The following is an 18,334-nucleotide window of genomic DNA, read 5'->3' as shown; positions in this document are numbered from 1 at the left end:
CTCTTGCTCCTTATGCTGTTGCACGGCCAAATGCCGGACGCTTGCGATCAAAAGTCCAGCCAGGGACCAGATACTGCATCGCCGTGGCGTCGTTACGCGCACCGGCGGGCAGTGACTGATAAAGCTGATGGGCTTTGTTTACCTGCTCCCAGTCGAGCTCAATGCCCAGGCCAGGCGCATCCGGTACGGCAATTTTGCCGTTGCGGATTTGCAGCGGATTTTTCGTCAGGCGCTGATCGCCCTCCTGCCAGATCCAGTGGGTATCAATCGCGGTCGGGTTGCCTGGCGCTGCTGCACCCACATGGGTGAACATCGCCAGCGAAATATCAAAGTGGTTATTGGAGTGACAGCCCCAGGTGAGGCCCCATTCATCACACAGCTGCGCGACCCGAACAGCACCACTCAGCGTCCAGAAATGCGGATCGGCCAGCGGAATATCGACCGCATTGACCATCACCGCGTGGTTCATCTCGCGCCAGTTGGTGGCGATCATATTTGTGGCGACGGGCAGGCCGGTTGCGCGCCGGAACTCAGCCATCACTTCCCGGCCCGAATAGCCCTGCTCCGCGCCACAGGGGTCTTCGGCGTAGCTCAGCACATCCTGCATTCCTTTACACAGCGCGATGGCTTCATCCAGCAGCCAGGCTCCATTAGGATCGACGGTGATACGGGCATCGGGAAAACGCTGCTTGAGCGCCGCCGCCGTGGCGATCTCCTGCTCACCCGGCAGCACGCCACCTTTGAGCTTGAAATCTTTAAAGCCATATTTATCCTGTGCCGCTTCAGCCAGGCGCACGACAGCATCGCTGGTCAGTGCTTCCTGATGACGCAGGTGATACCAGTCGTGGCTGGCCTGATCACCGCTAAGATAGGGAAGATCGGTTTTACGGCGGTCGCCAAGATAGAACAGGTAGCCCAGCACCGTGACTTCATCACGCTGTTTGCCCGGCCCCAGCAGTTCAGCCACCGGTACGCCCAGACACTGTCCCAGCAGATCGAGCAGCGCGGCTTCAAGCGCAGCCACCGCATTGACCCGCAATTCAAAGGTCCATGCACCGTTACCGAAAGTGGTGAAGTCGGCGGACTGATTGCCTTTGTGTACCTGCTGCACCAGACGATTCATTCGGGCAATCTGCTGGCCTTTCACCTGCGGAATCGCCTCCACCAGCGTCTGATAGATGGTGTCGCCGCCCGGCGCCTCACCGACGCCGGTGTGACCGGCACTATCAGTGAGCACCACAATGTTGCGGGTAAAACAGGCGTTGTGTGCACCGCCAATATTGAGCAGCATACTGTCGTAACCGGCGACCGGGATAACCCGCATGTCAGTAATCACCGGCGAACTTTGCGTATTCATGATGCATCCTTACCAGGCCAGGTTTTCAGTTCGACACGTTTGATATCCCCGGCAATGACCAGGAAGCTGAATGCCGCGACAAAGGCGTGAATCCCCACATAAACCAGCGCGCCTTCAAATGAACCGCTGGTGGCAATGATGTAACCGATGGCGATAGGCGTGACGATGCCGGAGAAGTTACCGAACATGTTGAACAAACCACCGCTCAGGCCGCTGATCTCTTTCGGCGCGGTATCTGCCATCACCGCCCAGCCCAGCGCGCCGATGCCTTTACCAAAGAAGGCCAGTGCCATAAAGAACACCACCATCCATTCGGTATTGGTGTAGTTACACATCACCATTGAGATAGAGAGCAGCATGCCGAGAACGATTGGCGTTTTACGTGCGATATTCAGCGAGCCGGTTTTACGCATCAGCCAGTCAGAGATCACCCCGCCCAGTACGCCGCCGAGGAAGCCGCACACCGCCGGAATCGACGCAACAAAGCCCGCTTTAAGAATCGACATGCCGCGCGCCTGTACCAGATAGACCGGGAACCAGGTGATAAAGAAGTAGGTTAAGGCGTTAACACAGTATTGACCGAGATAGATGCCCAGCATCATGCGTGACGTCAGCAGCTGTTTGATCTGGAACCACTTCTCGCTCCAGCTCACTTTTCGGGTGTTCTTTTTGACATCCATGTTGATGAGCGCGCCGCCCTGTTCCATGTACTCCAGTTCAGCTTTATTCACGCCAGGATGATCGGTGGGATCGTGTATCACTTTGAGCCAGATGAAACTGAGGATGATGCCCAGGCCGCCCATGAACCAGAACACGTGCGCCCAGCCCACGGAAGAGACCAGCCAGCCCATAATCGGTGCGAAGATCACGGTGGCAAAGTATTGGGCCGAGTTGAAGATCGCCACCGCCGTGCCGCGTTCCTGCGCCGGGAACCAGGCTGCGACTATGCGGCTGTTGCCCGGGAAAGAAGGTGCTTCAGCCAGGCCGACCAGGAAACGCAGAATAAACAGCGACATGATGATGCCAAAGCCGCTGAACAGATCGACGAACCCTTGCAGAAAGGTAAACAGCGACCAGGTGAAGATGCTCCAGAAGTAGACGCGTTTTGAGCCGAAGCGATCGAGCAGCCAGCCGCCCGGAATCTGACCAATGACATACGCCCATGAGAACGCTGAGAAGATATAGCCAAGTCCGACCGAATCGAGGCCGATATCTTTGGACATCGCCGAACCGGCAATTGAAATGGTTGCGCGGTCACCGTAGTTGAATGAGGTGACGATAAATAACATCACCACAATCCAGTAACGGGCATTGGTGCGCTTCTGCACCGTTTCCGCGGTCTGGCTGAAACTATTCATGATGCACTCCTGAAATATAGCGTGAGCTACATCCGCTCTGACTGCATACACATCGCGTTGGGTATCAGAGAGAAATTGGGTTAAACACGGCGATCTTTTTGTTTTGGCAAACTTTTATTTATTCATCCGGCTGCTGACAGCTGCGGTCATTAACGCGCCTTTGCCCCTGCATCAGATGAGGAATACGTCGTGACAGATAACCTGACTTTGGCTAACGAAACTCAGTATAAGAACAGCCCGTAGCGATCACATTGGCGTATCGCCCTGGAATAAACTTATTAATGAAGTGATTATCTTGCGGATGCACAAAAGGCTGCGGTGTGGCTCACGAAAGTGGCAAATACCATGGCGAAATTAGCCGCTGACGACGCTTTACCCCGCTGTTTGTGAGGCTCTTCACTTGCTTTTGGATAAGCGACCCAAAACAACGCGGTGAAATACCTCAATGGTGGTCATTTGCACAATGCGCCACGTGCGACGCCTCCCTATACTGAAGCTGGCAAACACGCGTGTGACAGATCAGAACATTACAACGTGCCGCACAAGTACGGCACGACAGACAGGAAGGTGAGCGATGAAACCCAATACAGATGAACAACCGCTCTATATCAAAGTCCATGAGCATGACAATGTCGCGATTGTGGTCAACAGCATGGGTCTGCCAGCCGGCACGCAGTTTGCGGATGGCCTGACGCTTACTGAACATGTGCCGCAGGGCCATAAAGTGGCGCTAAGCGCCATTAACCAGGGTGCAGAGATTGTGCGATATGGTGAAGTTATCGGCTATGCGCTGCGGGATATTGCCCAGGGCAGCTGGATTGATGAATCTCTTGTTGCGCTGCCGGAAGCCCCTCCGCTGGAGAGCCTGCCGTTAGCCACGCAGGTTCCGCCTGATTTGCCGCCGTTAGAAGGTTACACCTTTGAAGGTTACCGGAATGCGGATGGCAGCGTGGGTACGCGTAATCTCCTCGGCATCACCACCAGTGTCCACTGCGTGGCGGGTGTGGTGGATCATGTCGTGCAGATCATTGAACGGGATCTGCTGCCACGCTTTCCGAATGTGGATGGCGTCGTCGCCCTGAACCATCTTTATGGCTGTGGTGTGGCGATCAACGCGCCTGCTGCGGTGGTGCCGATTCGCACCATTCATAATCTGGCACTGAATGCCAATTTCGGCGGCGAAGTGATGATCGTCAGTCTGGGTTGCGAAAAGTTGCAGCCTGAGCGCCTGCTGACCGGCACGCCTGACGTGCAGGCCATTTCACTGGACGACCATGACATCGTGCGTTTGCAGGATGAAAAGCTGGTGGGTTTCGGTGCGATGGTGAATGAGATTCTGCAGGTCGCAGAACGTCATCTTCAGCGGCTCAATGCGCGCCAGCGCGAAACCTGCTCCGCTGCAGAATTGATTGTGGGTATGCAGTGTGGAGGCAGCGATGCGTTCTCAGGCGTAACGGCGAATCCGGCGGTGGGCTTCGCCTCTGATCTGCTGGTGCGCTGCGGGGCGACCGTGATGTTCTCTGAAGTCACTGAAGTGCGTGATGCCATTCACCTGCTGACGCCACGGGTGATCAATCAGGAAGTTGGTAAGCGCTTACTGGAGGAGATGGCCTGGTATGACAATTACCTCGACCAGGGCCAGACTGATCGCAGCGCTAACCCGTCTCCCGGCAACAAAAAAGGCGGCCTGGCCAACGTAGTGGAAAAAGCACTGGGATCGATCGCCAAATCGGGACGCAGCGCCATTGTCGAAGTGCTCTCGCCGGGTCAACGGCCTACGCGGCGTGGATTAATTTATGCGGCGACGCCCGCCAGCGATTTTGTCTGCGGCACGCAGCAACTGGCATCCGGTATCACGTTACAGGTGTTCACGACCGGGCGCGGAACGCCTTACGGTCTGGCCGCGATTCCGGTGATCAAGATGGCGACGCGCAATGCGCTGGCAGAGCGCTGGCACGATCTGATGGACATCAATGCCGGAACGATTGCGACGGGTGAAGAGAGTATTGAGCAGGTGGGCTGGCGACTGTTTGAGTTGATTCTGGACATTGCCAGCGGCAGGAAGCAGACCTGGTCCGATCGCTGGGGTATCCGTAATCAGCTGGCGGTGTTTAACCCGGCGCCTGTCACCTGATATCGTCGCCAGTGCAGGCCAGGCTTATCATTACGCTGCGAAGGCAGAGATAAGCCTGGCACCACAATCAGAGCTGTGCGCCCCAGGCTTCAACCCATGGAGAGGTGACCGCTTCCGGCTCAGGGTTTTCAGTGGCATCAACCAGTAATACTTCGCCAACCCGCTGAGCGCCCTGCTCCTGCAGCAGCGCATCAAACGCTTTGCCCGCGCCACAGAAATGGTCATAACTGCTGTCACCCAGCGCAATCACGCCGTAGCGCAGCGCAGGCTGATGACCCAGCTTATCTTTGATCGCATGGAACAGACCGGAAATCGAATCGGGCAAATCGCCCTGGCCGGTGGTTGAGGTGACGATTAACGCCACATCGCCGGCACCGTTCTGCCAGTCTGCCAGCGTCGGATCATCAAACACGGTGACGCTGTGCCCCTGCTGTTGCAGTAACGGCTCCGCTTCTTCCGCCACCAGCAATGCATTGCCGTATACCGTACCTACAAAAATGCCAATCTTTGCCATCTGCTTTCTCCCTTATTCTGAAACGCTATCCTGTCCTGGCGCTGCGTCAAACTCAACCCGCGGCACCTCAGGAATCTGATCCTGCCAGCCAAACTGATTCATCAGATTCTGCCAGACGCCATCCAGTCCGGCGCGAATCAGCAATGGTTCACCGGTCACCGGATGGGTCAATGCCAGGCTGCTGGCGTGCAGCATCAGTCGGTTAGCGCCGAAATGTTCGGCGGCACCCCGGTTCTGACGCAGGTCACCGTGCGCAGAATCACCAATAATCGGATGACGCAGGTGTGACATATGGCGACGCAGCTGATGCTTGCGACCGGTTTTAGGGGCCATCTCTACAAGGCTGTAGCGCGACGTGGGATAACGACCAATGCCGACCGGCATCTCAACGGTGGCCAGTGACTGATAATCGGTGACGGCGGGCTGTGCGGTGCGCGCTTCAGTGGCGTGTTTATCGGCAATTTTATCCAGCTCTTCCACCAGCGGATAATCGAGCGTTCCACTGCTCTCCAGCCAGCCACGCACCACGGCGTGGTAGGTTTTCTGCATCTGGTGCTGTTCAAACTGCAGGGAAAGCAGACGTCCGACTTCACTCGAAAGCCCCATCAGCAGCACGCCTGACGTGGGTTTATCCAGTCGATGCGCGGTAAAGACATGCTGTCCGATCTGATCACGAACAGTCTGCATCACAAACACCGTTTCATGGCGATCCAGCCAGCTGCGATGAACCAGCCAGCCGCTGGGCTTGTTAACGGCAACCAGCCACTCATCCTGATAGAGTATCTCCAGCATCAGTGGGCAGCATCCTTCATCAAGGCATCCAGCTGACGCAGGGTCAGCAGCAGCGGCGCAATGCCGGGCTGGTCAGGTACCAGCGCCACTTCATAATAAGGGGCAACGGCAAAGTTTTGCGGCAGCGGATGTCCCGCGGCAATCAGGGCATGCATCCGCGGGACTAAGACCCACTGGAGCCACTGCAGCGGTTCCAGTGTATCCACGCAAAAAGGTTCCTGGCTCTTAAGCGCACCCTCGGCCGGAGGAGTACTTTGCCAGAGATGGTGCTCACGCATCACCGCTTCCAGTTGCTCCAGCCGTTGCGTAATTAATTGTTCAGGCGTCATGCGCCACCTCCAGCGAGCAGTCAAAAATGGGCGGCAAGCATATCACTTGTTGGCACAGGCACAAAAAAAGGGAGCACTGTATAAACAGTGCTCCCGGTTCGTTTGCAGCTATCCTGCTACGTTTATGCTCCCTGCTCTTCCATGACAACTTGTCCAGTGCGAACTCCTGTCGCGCATCGTCCTGATGTATCCTTAGCCTCCTGGCCCACCGCCTCTTCTGAGGGGTTCTCGTTCTCCATCCTGGAGGTGTCCCTTACTCAATCCTGAGCGATCCTGTTTCGTCCTGAAACCTTCACTGTGCCGTAAGCTCCGTTACGTTCCTGCCTCATGGCTTACCATCATCCTGACGATATCTGTTTCCTGAGCATCCTGCAGTGAGAAACATTTTGACAGAAACCGTTACGCAAACAAGGTACTCAGAAGGGAACTTTACGAAATGTGCTGCAGATATTCAGAGAAACGCCATTAAGTTTATGATTCACAATATTTTTACATTTCAGTTTTCCGAATATCTCATCTGTTATATGGCAATCTCTCACAGAAGATGTAAGAGATATCTCACAAGGTCAGCAGCCGATCACTGCAAATCAGTTGATAACCGGTTGTAATGACTTAAGAAATATCTCAAGACTTTCGGCTAATACCGCACGCTGTTTGCGGCCAGGCTGCTCCAGAATCACTTCACCACTGAGATTAGAAAGCGAGATGATCTCCTCTTCTGAATCGGTTGTGGCAATAAACAGCGTAGGCGACTGCCTGAGGCGGCGCTGCATCACCAGATGGCCAATCAGGTTCTCCTGTAACCGCAGGAAATCCTCTTCACTCCACACCTGCAACAGTGTCAGCTGATTCTCGCCAAAAGTGGCCTGCATATCCCCGGCAAACTGCGCGGTATAAAAATCTGTGACCGACGGCTGAAGCTGGATATCGATCGCCCGTTCAACGGCATCCAGCGTCGGTGGCAGACTAAAAGGCTGCGGCTGCCAGAGCACACGCTGGTCGCGATCCTCAAGTGCGCAGGGCGAGGGAACGCCATAAAGATCGCTGCTGGCCGGCGCATGTCCCGCCTGCTGAAGCCAGTGCTGGCAGTATCGGGTAGTAAAGTCGCGCAACGCGGCGGCAGTTTGCTGCATCATTCATATTCTCACTTCTGATGGGTTACACTTAGCCACTTTGATTAATTTTGGTGGTAACCGCAATGACTACTCACGAACAGGATCAGGCACTCAGTAACCTGACGCTGGGCAAACCCACAGCCTATCACGATCAGTATGACAACAGCTTACTGCAGTCGGTGCCACGCAGTCTGAACCGTGAACCGCTGGGCCTGTTTCCCGACAGCCTGCCCTTTACCGGCAGCGATATCTGGACTCTGTATGAACTCTCGTGGCTCAACAGTAAAGGGCTACCCCAGGTTGCCGTCGGCGAAGTGGTGCTGGATGCACAGAGCCGCAATCTGATCGAGTCGAAAAGCTTTAAGCTTTACCTTAACAGTTTTAACCAGACCCGCTTTGCGGACTGGGGCGAGGTCCGTCAGACGCTGGAGCGGGATCTGAGCGCCTGTGCAGAAGGTGAAGTGCAGGTTGCGCTGTTCCGTCTTAGTGAAATTGAAGGTCAGCCTGTCGGTCATTTTGACGGTTGCTGTATTGATGAGCAGGATATTGCTATCGACGATTATCGCTTCAATGCCGACTATCTGGCGGATGCCGCAGGCAGCGAAATCGTTGAGGAGACGCTGGTCAGCCATCTGCTCAAGTCAAACTGCCTGATCACCAATCAGCCTGACTGGGGCTCGGTGATGATCCGCTACACAGGCCCGCGTATCGACCGTGAAGCGCTGCTGCGCTATCTGGTCTCATTCCGCCAGCATAACGAATTTCACGAGCAGTGCGTCGAGCGCATCTTTAATGATGTGATGCGTTTCTGTCATCCTGAAGCGCTGACCGTTTATGCACGCTACACCCGCCGTGGCGGACTGGATATCAACCCGTGGCGCACCAATGTGCCCTTCTCACCCGGTTTTTCACGGCTGGTTCGTCAGTAGTTTGCGAGACTTCTCGCAGGCTGCGTGCTGTATGCGCAGTTCCGCTTGAGCTGTGCAGGCCGACAAGGCTACTCTGATGAAGGCGGCAATCTGCGGATTGCCGACCAGGGATTTTCGTCACTGCGGTTGCAGTGCCAACAGGCACCCAGGCGGGTGTAAAGGAGTTCATTTGATTACCCATATCAGTCCACTTGGCTCAATGGATCTGCTCTCGCAACTGGAAGTCGATATGCTCAAGCGCACAGCCAGCAGCGACCTCTACCAGCTGTTTCGCAATTGCTCTCTGGCAGTACTCAACTCCGGCAGCCAGACTGACAGCAGCCACGAACTGCTCTCCCGCTTTGAGAATTTTGACATCAACGTGCTGCGCCGTGAGCGCGGCGTCAAACTGGAACTGATCAATCCACCGGAAGAGGCGTTCGTTGATGGCCGCATCATCCGTTCCCTGCAGGCAAATCTGTTTGCGGTGCTGCGTGACATCCTGTTTGTCAGCGGCCAGCTCAACATGCCGGGCCGTTTCACGGCAGCCGAAGAGAACGATTCCGCCACGATCACCAACACCGTGTTTTCCATTTTGCGTAATGCACGGGCACTGCACATTGGCGAGTATCCCAACACCGTAGTGTGCTGGGGTGGACACTCAATCAACGCCGTTGAGTACCAGTATTGCCGCAATGTTGGTACGCAGTTGGGTCTGCGCGAGCTGAATATCTGTACCGGCTGCGGGCCGGGCGTGATGGAAGCACCAATGAAAGGGGCCGCCGTTGGCCACGCCCAGCAGCGCTATCGTGACAGCCGCTTTATCGGCCTGACAGAACCCTCCATCATTGCGGCCGAACCGCCGAATCCGCTGGTGAATGAGCTGATCATCATGCCAGACATCGAAAAACGTCTGGAAGCGTTTGTGCGTATCGCCCATGGCATCATTATTTTCCCGGGCGGGGTCGGCACGGCAGAAGAGCTGCTCTACCTGCTGGGCATTCTGATGAATCCGCAGAACAACGACCAGGTACTGCCGCTGATCCTGACCGGACCAGAAGAGAGCGCCGATTATTTCCGTGTGCTGGATGATTTCATCGTCAACACGCTGGGTGAACAGGCGCGTAAGCATTATCAGATTATTATCGATGATGCGGCAGAAGTGGCGCGTCTGATGAAGAAAGCGATGCCGCAGGTTAAAGAGAATCGTCGCGAAACCGGCGATGCTTACAGCTTTAACTGGTCGATTCGCATTGAACCCGATCTGCAGGTGCCGTTCCTGCCCACCCATGAAAATATGGCTAACCTCAATCTCTACACGAATCAGCCTCCTGAGAAGCTGGCCGCCGACCTGCGCCGCGCCTTCTCAGGCATCGTCGCGGGTAACGTTAAAGAGATGGGCATCCGCGAAATCCGTGAGAAGGGACGCTTTAAACTGCATGGCGACCCCGACATCATGCACCGCATGGATGAACTGCTGCAGGGATTCGTTGCCCAGCAGCGCATGAAGCTGCCAGGCACTGCTTACATCCCCTGCTACGAAATTATCAAATAAACCAGGAGGCAGCCCCCGGGCTGCCCATACTCTCATGGCTTTTCATCTTGTTATTGTTGACGCATTGAATCTGATTCGCCGTCTGCATGCGGTACAAGGCTCCCCCTGTGTCGACGGCTGTGTGGCTGCGCTGCGCCAGGTACTGGGTCACGCCCGTCCGACCCATGCCGTGGCGGTATTTGATGGCGAAGCGCGTCATCAGGGCTGGCGGCATCAGCTGCTTCCCGACTACAAAAGCGGTCGTCCGCCGATGCCAGACGATTTGCAGGCAGAGATGCCGGCGTTACAGGAGGCTTTTCGCGCAGCAGGCGTAAGCTGCTGGATTGCGGGCGAGGATGAAGCGGATGATTTAGCGGCGACGCTGGCGGTTAAAATGGCCCAGGCCGGACATCAGGCCACCATTGTTTCCACTGACAAAGGCTACTGCCAGCTGCTGGCACCCGAGATCCGCATCCGCGACTACTTCCAGAAACGGTGGCTCGACCTGCCTTTTATCGAGGCAGAGTTTGGCGTGGCGCCCCAGCGGTTACCTGACTACTGGGGATTATGCGGCATCAGCAGCAGTAAAATTCCGGGCATCACCGGCATCGGCCCTAAAAGCGCAAAGCAGCTGCTGACAACGTTTCAGACGCTTGAGGGAATCTACCAGCAACTGGACCAGGTGCCCGCCAAATGGCGGGAAAAACTCGCTGAAGGGCAGCATATGGCAGAGATTAGTCGTCAGGTGGCCACACTGAAGCAGGATCTGGTGTTGCAGGGAAATCTGAACACGCTGCGTTATACAGGCTGAGAGCAACGGCACTCAGCCGGTCGATTAGCGCTCGTCGCGACGGCCACCGGTCGCAGCCCACATGCGACGCACATGAACCGTTACCTCTTCGCGGTCATGATAGAGCTGACGGGCGCGAATCTGCACGTTGATGCCATTCTCATCAAACCGCTCCTGCATCATGGCCAGATTCTGCGTGACCTCTTCATAGCGCTTTTTCATCGGCAACTTAAGGTTGAAGATCGCTTCGCGGCACCAGCCGTTGACCAGCCAGTCGGTCATCAGGTTAGCCACGCGAACCGGCTTCTCCACCATGTCACACACCAGCCAGCTGATGTTGGTGCGTGGCGGACGGAATTTAAATCCATCCGCTTTCTCGTGCATCACCTGGCCGGTATCCATCAGGCTCGGTGCCATTGGTCCATTGTCCACCGCATAAACCATCATGCTGCGCTGGACCAGTTGATAGGTCCAGCCGCCCGGACAGGCTCCCAGATCCACCGCGTACATGCCGCTGGCTAAACGCTCATCCCACTCATCCGCAGGAATAAAGACGTGGAATGCCTCTTCCAGCTTAAGCGTCGAACGGCTTGGCGCATCAGAAGGAAATTTAAGGCGTGGAATACCCATATAAAACGGCGAGCTGTTTTCCCGAATGGAGTAACCGACGTAACAGGTGCCAGGTGCGATGAAAAACACATGCACAACCGGGCGTTTCGGGCTTTCATAGTTCAGCAGGATTTTGCTTTCACGCAGTGCTGAACGCAGCGGCACGGTGAACTTGCGGCAGAATTTGGTCAGCTCTTTGGCTTCGTTGGTGTCAGGCACTTCAACACGCAGTTCGCCCCCCTTCTCCACCACGCCGGTCAGCATGCCGACAATCGGGGTGATACGATCTTCCTGAGGCAGGTCACGCAGCATTTCGCCGACGACCAGCATCTGACGGGCAAAGATCAGCTCGTCAAATGGCAGCTCACGCGCCAGGCGATCAGCATCTTCGAACTGATAGCACTCAAACAACACGTAGCCGGAGTCATCTTTAACGCGGGGAAAGCCGTAGATTTCGCGTTCCGCGGCTTTAGCGCTGATTTCTGCCGCGCACTCTTTTTCAAAACCGGGGCGACAATAGAGTAAAACTTTATTCATGGCGTTCTGCCTTTCGTTTAAGACGCAAAGCGCCAATCAACATCAATACCCAACCGGCGAGGAAACAGACTCCACCCACAGGTGTGATAAAAACCCAAAACTTAAGATGTGACAGCGCCAGACAATAGAGGCTGCCACTGAACAGCACGGTGCCGAGCGCCATTAACGCACTGCTCCAGTAAAACCAGATATTGGCGCGACGTAACATCGCAGCGCCCAGCCCCATCACCGCTAAGGTGTGATAAGCCTGATATTCCAGCCCGGTATGAATCCAGGCCATTTCAGCCGCACCAAGCGACTGACTCAACACGTGGGCACCAAATGCGCCAAAAGCCACCAGCAGAAATCCGCTGATAGCCGCAAAAACAAACATGGCACGACTGGACATGAACTGACCCTCAGGGTGCTTTTGCATCTGAATGCAAATAAATCAATACGTTATTGTTGATAGCGAAAGCGGAATTTTTCTTGTTCGGTTGCAGCTTTTTCCAGAATCCACTGTCGGAAGGCGGCTATTTTACCCAGTTCTGCCTGACTGTCATGACAAACCAGATAAAAAGCGTTTTTACTGACTAATACATCATTAAATGGGCAGATTAATCGTCCGGCTTCTATTTCACTCTGCGCCATAACATTGTTGGCCAGCGCCACGCCCTGACCATGAATCGCCGCCTGCAGAACCATCGCGCTGTGGCTGAAAATTGGCCCCTGCTGCACATTAATATGCTGCAGGCCCAGCTGCCGGATATAGGATTGCCAGTCGCGGCGGGAGGCATCATGCAGCAGGGTAAAACGCGACAGATCCATCGGCGTTTTCAGCGGATTATCCCCGGTCATCAGCGACGGCGAGCAGACCGGCAACAGATATTCGGCATAGAGTTTTTCCACCCGCAGTCCGGGCCAGTTGCCCCGTCCGTAAAAAATCGCCACATCGACATCGTCTGCCAGTTTCTCTTCGTCACGGTCTACCGCCTGGATGCGCACATCAATTCCCGGATAAGCCATATTAAAGCTGGAGAGGCGGGGAACCAGCCACTGAATGGCAAAGCTCGGCAGTAAACTGACCGTCAGCGCCCCCTTGGCACTGCGGGCCTGCAATTTGCGCGTCGCTTCGTTTATCGCCGAGAAAATCTCTTTGATGTCGAGATAGTAGCTTTGTCCTTCCTCGGTCAGTAACAGCGAACGATTCCTCCGGCGAAACAGCTTTAACCCCAGAAAATCTTCCAGAGATTTTATCTGATGGCTTACAGCAGCCTGGGTGACAAACAGCTCTTCAGCCGCTTTGGTAAAGCTTAAATGGCGTGCAGCTGCATCAAAAACACGCAGTGCGTTAAGAGGAGGAAGGCGTTTCGACATGGTTTTCCGTATCCGGATCGGCGAAAAATACGCAGGCTAATACAAAGCGTTTACGTATTAGAATTTTTAATCCGAGGCATTATAATTTGTCCGTTGAGGAACCTCCAGCAAATACCTATAGTTGCCACACTTCCTGAGCCGGAACGAAAAGTTTTTAGATTTGTGAATGAGTTCGCAGATTTTCTGAAAGCTTTTGGCTTGTGGTCGTGATGTTGTGTTTGCAAATTTTTGATCCGACGATTGCGGATCGAGCGCTTAATTCCTGTAGATTTACCCTGTCTGTCCATAGTGATTTTTAAATAGCACCGCAAATTGCGGTGCTTTTTTTTTGCTGCTTACTTTGACTCGACCATTTCTTTGACGTCTGAGCGGTTAATCTGCTGCTCGTTGCCATTCGCATCTTTATAGCTGATCATGCCGGTATCATTATCAACTTTAGGCTTGCCGGCAGCCACGATAGTGCGGCCATCGTTGGTATGCATCACGTAATTACTTGAACAGGCACTCAGTGTAAAAGCAAGAGTACACACGGCCAGAACTGCGGTAAGTTTTTTCATCTGCTATCTCCTTGTAGATTGATTGCATCAAACCACCCGCGCTACGCTAACCAGAGGCAGCCGATAAGTGAGATCGACTATTAAACGTCCACTCGTTATGCGGGTTTGGTTCAAACCTTGCAATATTCAGCATAACGCGCTTTTCCAGCTTTGCCAGACGCAGACCATTCTTTCAGTGTGGTCCTAATTTTTCTTATCATGGACCCGGCATGATCCCATTTAACCCTAGCGACTTTCGCCAGCAGTTTCCCGCGCTCGCCGACGCCGGCGTTTATCTCGATAGCGCCGCGACCACGCTGAAGCCGCAGGCCGTCATTGACAGTACACAGCAGTTTTACAGCCTCAGCGCAGGGACGGTTCATCGCAGCCAGTTTGCCGCTGCGCAGGCCTTAACCCATCGCTATGAACAGGCGCGTCATCAGGTTGGCCGCTGGCTGAATGCCGCAGACGATCGTGAGATTATCTGGACGCGCGGCACCACCGAAGCAATAAACCTGGTGGCGAACAGCTGGCTGCGCCCGCGCCTGCAACCCGGTGATGAGATTGTGGTGAGTGAGGCTGAGCACCACGCCAACCTGGTCCCCTGGCTGATGGCTGCACAGGCATGCGGTGCCCACGTCATAAAATGGCCGTTAGGGCCAGATCGCCTGCCCGATATCAGCCTGCTACCCAAGCTGCTTAATAACCGTACCCGCCTGCTGGCTATAGGCCAGATGTCGAACATCACCGGAGGGTGTCCCGATCTCGCCAGAGCGATTCCGCTGGCACACGCCGTGGGTGCGAAAGTGATGGTCGATGGCGCGCAGGGGGTGGTGCATTGCCCGCCTGACGTACAGGCGCTGGATATCGACTTTTACGCTTTTTCCGGCCATAAGATTTACGGCCCGATGGGCATTGGCGCGTTATATGGCAAAGCGGACCTGCTGGAAGCGATGTCACCCTGGCAGGGTGGCGGAAAAATGATAACGGATGTCGATTTCAGTGGCTTCACACCACAGCCAGTGCCCTGGCGTTTTGAGGCAGGTACTCCGAATGTGGCGGGCGTAGTGGGCCTGAGTGCAGCACTGAGCTGGCTGGCGCAGTACGATCTGGCCGAAGCGGAGCGCTGGAGTCAGCATCTGGCGACACTGGCGGAGGAGCAGCTGGCAGAATTGCCTGGCTTCCGCAGCTTCCGCAGTGGCAACGCCAGCCTGCTGGCCTTTAAATTTGCTGGCCTGCATCACAGCGATCTGGTGACGCTGCTGGCTGAGCAGGGAATCGCCCTGCGCGCTGGCCAGCATTGTGCGCAGCCGTTGCTGGCAGCGCTGGGCGTCAGCGGCACGCTGCGGGCTTCTTTTGCACCCTATAATAGTTTGCAGGATGTTGATGCGCTGGTGCGCGCCATGAAAGGTGCCATCTCGCTGTTATCGGAGTTTTGATTATGTGTTCATCGCTGTTAGCGCCACACCCGTTTGGCGAACAGATTACTGTTGCCAGCCTGAAAGAGAGCTTTGGCCGCTTTCATCAATGGGAGGATCGTTATCGTCAGCTGATTCAGCTGAGCCGACAGTTACCTTGGTTGCCGGAGGAACTGAAAACCGCAGAAATTGAACTCAGCGGGTGTGAAAATCGGGTCTGGCTGGGCAGCCAGTTATGCGAGGATGGCACGCTGCATTTCTATGGTGACAGTGAAGGACGGATTGTGCGCGGCCTGCTGGCCGTGCTGCTGACTGCGGTTGAGGGCCAGACGCCACAACAGTTACTGGCCAGCGATCCCTTAACGCTGTTTGACGAACTGGGCCTGCGCGCCCAGCTCAGCGCTTCCCGCAGCAGCGGCCTGCAGGCGCTGGCTACCGCCGTGGAGCACGCCGCGCGTCAGGCGCTGACGGCATCCTGACGAACAGCGCGCGCCAGAAACTTCTTCAGCGCATGTGAAACGGCAACAAAGCCAAACGTAGCGGTAACCATGGTTGCCGCGCCAAAGCCGGATGTGCAATCCATCCGCTTCGGACCTTCCGCCGTGCTGCGTGAAGCACAGACGCTGCCATCTGCCTGCGGATAAACCAGCGCTTCAGTTGAAAAAACACAGTCGATGCCGAGTTTACCTTTGCTGTTTTTCACCACGCCCAGGCTTTTCAATCGTTCGCGCAGCTTCGCCGCCAGGGGATCCTGAATGGTTTTCGCCAGATCGGCGACCTGAATTTGCGTCGGATCAATCTGCCCACCCGCACCACCGGTGGTGATTAACGGGATCTTATTCCGGCGACACCAGGCGATCAGCGCCGCTTTAGGCCGCACGCTGTCGATAGCGTCGATCACGTAGTCAAAACCGGCAGCCATCAGTTCAGCAGTGTTCTCCGGCGTAATAAAGTCATCTATGCAGATCACTTCGCAGTCAGGATTGATCGCACGCAGCCGCTCTGCCATCACGTCCGTTTTGGCTTTGCCCACGTTGCCCTGAAGCGCATGAAGCTGCCGGTTGGTGTTGGTGATACAGACATCATCCATATCAATCAGGGTAATTTTACCAATCCCGGTGCGCACCAGAGCTTCCGCCGCCCAGGAACCGACGCCGCCAATACCGATGACGCAGAAGTGTGCGTCAGCAAAACGTTGCAGCGCATTCTGACCATAGAGACGCGCCGTGCCGCCAAAGCGCTGATGCCAGGCGTCGTTTAACACTTTCATAGTTGAACCTGTTACGTCGTGCGGGCCCGAAGGCCCGCAGAGAAGAAATTAGTTAGCGCCGAGAAGCAGTGAACCATTATTACCGTTTTGCGTGCCGGAGAACAGCGGCTGTCCGGCACCCGGTGCAGCTTTGAGTACCCAGACGCGGCCATAGTGATTATAGAAGCCGGCGAGATGCGCAGCGTCCGGGCCGATACCCTGATAGATATCAAAGTGCTGGCCTTTAATCGCGCCACCCACGTCGAGTGCGACCATCAGGCGCATCTCATATTTGCCGTTGAATTTGCCCTTCTCATTTAACTGCGGCACTTCAGCCAGCAGTACGGTGCCCGCCGGAATAATTGAGCGGTCAGAGGCAACCGAGGCTTTTGCTACCAGCGGAACGGCGCTGGCTCCACGCACCGGCGTAAACGGTTCAGCTTTAAAGAAGACAAACGATGGGTTGGTTTCCAGCAGTGCGCGAACTTCCTGCGGTGAGTGCTCCTGCGCCCACTGGCGAATGGCCTGCATCGACATATCTTCGCGTTTCACTTCGCCGCGATCGATCAGCTCTTTACCAATACTGTGGTAGCCCCAGCCATTTTTACCGGCGTAACCGAAGAAGGTCATCGGGCGGCCATCGCCAAAGTCGACATAACCACTGCCCTGCACATCCATCATGAAGTTATCAATCAGCGAGTTGCTGTAGGCAATGACATAGCGGTCATCGAGTCCGCCACTATAGATAGAAGCGCGGCTCGGTAATTTTTCTCCGCGTTTGCGCGGCGGCATGCGGTAGATCGGATACTGGAACTCACCCTGACGGGTGTAACGCGCTTCCACGACCGGCGTGTAGTAACCCGTGAACTGCACGTTACCGTAGTTGTCCGTGCCCTCCATCTGCCAGGCGTTCAGGCCATACTGACGAAGCTGTCGGGTATCGGCTCCCGCCATCAGCCAGCTTTCAATTGCACTATAGGTGCCGTTCTGACGACTATAAAGGGCAGATGAGGCGGACTGAATCTGGCGCACCTGATCGCCAAAGTCTTTACCATTAACTGGCGCACCTTTGGCATTGGGCTGATTTACCAGCGCCAGCGGCTGTTCCAGTTTGCCATCTTTATATTGCTGACCGCGATCGGTCGGTTTAGAGCTACAGGCCGCCAGCAGCGTAATTAACGCGCCAGTGAGTGCATACTTCACCCAATGTGATTTCATTATCTTCTCTTTTTATAACTGTTCGCCCCGCGACGATAGCAAAGCCCCCGACAGAATGAAATGCATCCGCTTTGACCTGGTGCATATCAGTTCAATAATTAATCAGATGGTTGAATCCTTCAGCAACTGGCTGTTAATTTGGCTTTTATCTTCAAAAAGGGGTTGCATGAATTAGCGCGGAGAGTATAGTGCGCTTCCACGGACGCGGGGTGGAGCAGCCTGGTAGCTCGTCGGGCTCATAACCCGAAGGTCGTCGGTTCAAATCCGGCCCCCGCAACCAATACTTCTGCAGCAGTTTTACAGAAGTCACAGTGTGAGAAGTAAAAGTAATAGAAGCAATACGGACGCGGGGTGGAGCAGCCTGGTAGCTCGTCGGGCTCATAACCCGAAGGTCGTCGGTTCAAATCCGGCCCCCGCAACCAATACTTCTGCAGTTGTTTTACAGAAGTCACAATGTGAAAAAAGTATGATACGGACGCGGGGTGGAGCAGTCTGGTAGCTCGTCGGGCTCATAACCCGAAGGTCGTCGGTTCAAATCCGGCCCCCGCAACCAATCATTTAAACACCTGAAAGGGTGTTT

The 18,334-nt window shown here is 55.2% G+C and carries 18 protein-coding genes and 3 tRNA genes; 9 read left to right on the top strand and 12 right to left on the bottom strand.

The features are described from left to right. Nucleotides 1-10 precede the first annotated feature (10 nt). Both NP77_RS15335 and NP77_RS15330 read right to left on the bottom strand, forming a co-directional pair. Complete coding sequence (locus NP77_RS15335; RefSeq protein ID WP_008927116.1) at nt 11-1,357, bottom strand: enolase C-terminal domain-like protein; 1,347 nt, start codon at nt 1,355-1,357, stop codon at nt 11-13. Next, on the bottom strand, nt 1,354-2,715 hold the full coding sequence (locus tag NP77_RS15330) for an MFS transporter (protein ID WP_003854623.1): 1,362 nt from the start codon (nt 2,713-2,715) through the stop codon (nt 1,354-1,356). Before NP77_RS15330 ends, NP77_RS15335 begins: the two co-directional genes overlap by 4 nt. Nucleotides 2,716-3,289: 574 nt before the next feature. Here NP77_RS15330 and garD point away from each other — a divergent pair. Continuing rightward, entirely contained in the window at nt 3,290-4,849 is a 1,560-nt protein-coding gene (garD, locus tag NP77_RS15325) for a galactarate dehydratase (protein WP_039660765.1), read from the top strand. 67 nt (nt 4,850-4,916) lie between these two features. Here garD and NP77_RS15320 read toward each other — a convergent pair whose 3' ends face one another. From NP77_RS15320 to syd, 4 genes are all read right to left on the bottom strand, one after another. Further along, complete coding sequence (locus tag NP77_RS15320) at nt 4,917-5,363, bottom strand: flavodoxin (RefSeq protein ID WP_033763211.1); 447 nt, start codon at nt 5,361-5,363, stop codon at nt 4,917-4,919. Nucleotides 5,364-5,375: 12 nt separating this feature from the next. Next, entirely contained in the window at nt 5,376-6,155 is a 780-nt protein-coding gene (gene truC, locus NP77_RS15315; protein WP_033763214.1) for a tRNA pseudouridine(65) synthase TruC, read from the bottom strand. Beyond that, nucleotides 6,155-6,484, bottom strand: a complete 330-nt coding sequence (locus NP77_RS15310) for a YqcC family protein (RefSeq protein ID WP_003854625.1) — start codon at nt 6,482-6,484, stop codon at nt 6,155-6,157. The genes truC and NP77_RS15310 overlap by 1 nt, the downstream gene beginning before the upstream one ends. A 587-nt stretch (nt 6,485-7,071) precedes the next feature. After that, entirely contained in the window at nt 7,072-7,620 is a 549-nt protein-coding gene (gene syd / locus NP77_RS15305) for a SecY-interacting protein (protein ID WP_033743633.1), read from the bottom strand. A 62-nt stretch (nt 7,621-7,682) separates the two neighbouring features. Here syd and queF point away from each other — a divergent pair, with 62 nt between their 5' ends. The 3 genes from queF (at nt 7,683) to xni (ending at nt 10,852) form a co-directional block, all read left to right on the top strand. Then, nucleotides 7,683-8,528 carry an NADPH-dependent 7-cyano-7-deazaguanine reductase QueF gene (queF, locus tag NP77_RS15300; RefSeq protein WP_003854628.1) on the top strand — a complete coding sequence of 282 codons (846 nt, stop codon included), beginning with the start codon at nt 7,683-7,685 and terminating at the stop codon, nt 8,526-8,528. Nucleotides 8,529-8,697: 169 nt separating this feature from the next. Further along, nucleotides 8,698-10,062 carry a nucleotide 5'-monophosphate nucleosidase PpnN gene (gene ppnN / locus NP77_RS15295; RefSeq protein ID WP_003854629.1) on the top strand — a complete coding sequence of 455 codons (1,365 nt, stop codon included), beginning with the start codon at nt 8,698-8,700 and terminating at the stop codon, nt 10,060-10,062. A 34-nt stretch (nt 10,063-10,096) separates the two neighbouring features. Continuing rightward, a complete protein-coding gene (gene xni, locus NP77_RS15290) occupies nt 10,097-10,852 on the top strand; it encodes a flap endonuclease Xni (protein ID WP_003854630.1) in 756 nt (251 codons plus the stop codon). Between the two features lie 24 nt (nt 10,853-10,876). Here the strand turns inward: xni and rlmM are convergent, their stop codons facing one another. The 4 genes from rlmM to NP77_RS15270 form a co-directional block, all read right to left on the bottom strand. Next, nucleotides 10,877-11,977: a 23S rRNA (cytidine(2498)-2'-O)-methyltransferase RlmM gene (gene rlmM, locus NP77_RS15285; protein ID WP_003854631.1), complete on the bottom strand. Its 1,101-nt coding sequence runs from the start codon at nt 11,975-11,977 to the stop codon at nt 10,877-10,879. Then, nucleotides 11,970-12,365: a DUF423 domain-containing protein gene (locus tag NP77_RS15280; RefSeq protein ID WP_003854633.1), complete on the bottom strand. Its 396-nt coding sequence runs from the start codon at nt 12,363-12,365 to the stop codon at nt 11,970-11,972. The genes rlmM and NP77_RS15280 overlap by 8 nt, the downstream gene beginning before the upstream one ends. Nucleotides 12,366-12,415: 50 nt before the next feature. Further along, complete coding sequence (locus NP77_RS15275; protein ID WP_003854641.1) at nt 12,416-13,333, bottom strand: transcriptional regulator GcvA; 918 nt, start codon at nt 13,331-13,333, stop codon at nt 12,416-12,418. Nucleotides 13,334-13,668: 335 nt separating this feature from the next. Further along, the gene (locus NP77_RS15270) at nt 13,669-13,890 is read right to left on the bottom strand and encodes a YgdI/YgdR family lipoprotein (protein WP_003854643.1); all 222 of its coding nucleotides are present in this window, start codon (nt 13,888-13,890) and stop codon (nt 13,669-13,671) included. Nucleotides 13,891-14,099: 209 nt separating this feature from the next. Here NP77_RS15270 and csdA point away from each other — a divergent pair, with 209 nt between their 5' ends. Then, nucleotides 14,100-15,308, top strand: a complete 1,209-nt coding sequence (gene csdA / locus NP77_RS15265; protein WP_039660763.1) for a cysteine desulfurase CsdA — start codon at nt 14,100-14,102, stop codon at nt 15,306-15,308. 2 nt (nt 15,309-15,310) lie between these two features. Further along, complete coding sequence (csdE, locus tag NP77_RS15260) at nt 15,311-15,766, top strand: cysteine desulfurase sulfur acceptor subunit CsdE (RefSeq protein ID WP_039660761.1); 456 nt, start codon at nt 15,311-15,313, stop codon at nt 15,764-15,766. Here the strand turns inward: csdE and tcdA are convergent. Continuing rightward, nucleotides 15,745-16,557 (bottom strand): tRNA cyclic N6-threonylcarbamoyladenosine(37) synthase TcdA, encoded by an 813-nt coding sequence (gene tcdA, locus NP77_RS15255; RefSeq protein ID WP_003854645.1) that lies wholly within the window; start codon nt 16,555-16,557, stop codon nt 15,745-15,747. The two genes, csdE and tcdA, sit on opposite strands and share 22 nt — an antisense overlap. Nucleotides 16,558-16,605: 48 nt before the next feature. Beyond that, entirely contained in the window at nt 16,606-17,754 is a 1,149-nt protein-coding gene (gene mltA, locus NP77_RS15250) for a murein transglycosylase A (RefSeq protein ID WP_003854646.1), read from the bottom strand. A gap of 203 nt (nt 17,755-17,957) precedes the next feature. Between mltA and NP77_RS15245 the strand changes: the two genes are divergently transcribed. The 3 genes from NP77_RS15245 to NP77_RS15235 all read left to right on the top strand — a co-directional run bounded on the left by NP77_RS15245 (nt 17,958) and on the right by NP77_RS15235 (nt 18,307). Further along, nucleotides 17,958-18,034, top strand: a tRNA-Met gene (locus tag NP77_RS15245). Between the two features lie 65 nt (nt 18,035-18,099). After that, nucleotides 18,100-18,176, top strand: a tRNA-Met gene (locus tag NP77_RS15240). A gap of 54 nt (nt 18,177-18,230) precedes the next feature. Continuing rightward, nucleotides 18,231-18,307, top strand: a tRNA-Met gene (locus NP77_RS15235). Nucleotides 18,308-18,334: the final 27 nt, after the last annotated feature.

It is taken from the genome of Pantoea sp. MBLJ3 (assembly GCF_000816655.1).
GTDB lineage: Bacteria > Pseudomonadota > Gammaproteobacteria > Enterobacterales > Enterobacteriaceae > Pantoea > Pantoea eucalypti.
The sequence above is the reverse complement of the archived record's forward strand: the minus strand, read 5'-3'. Positions and strand labels throughout refer to the sequence as shown.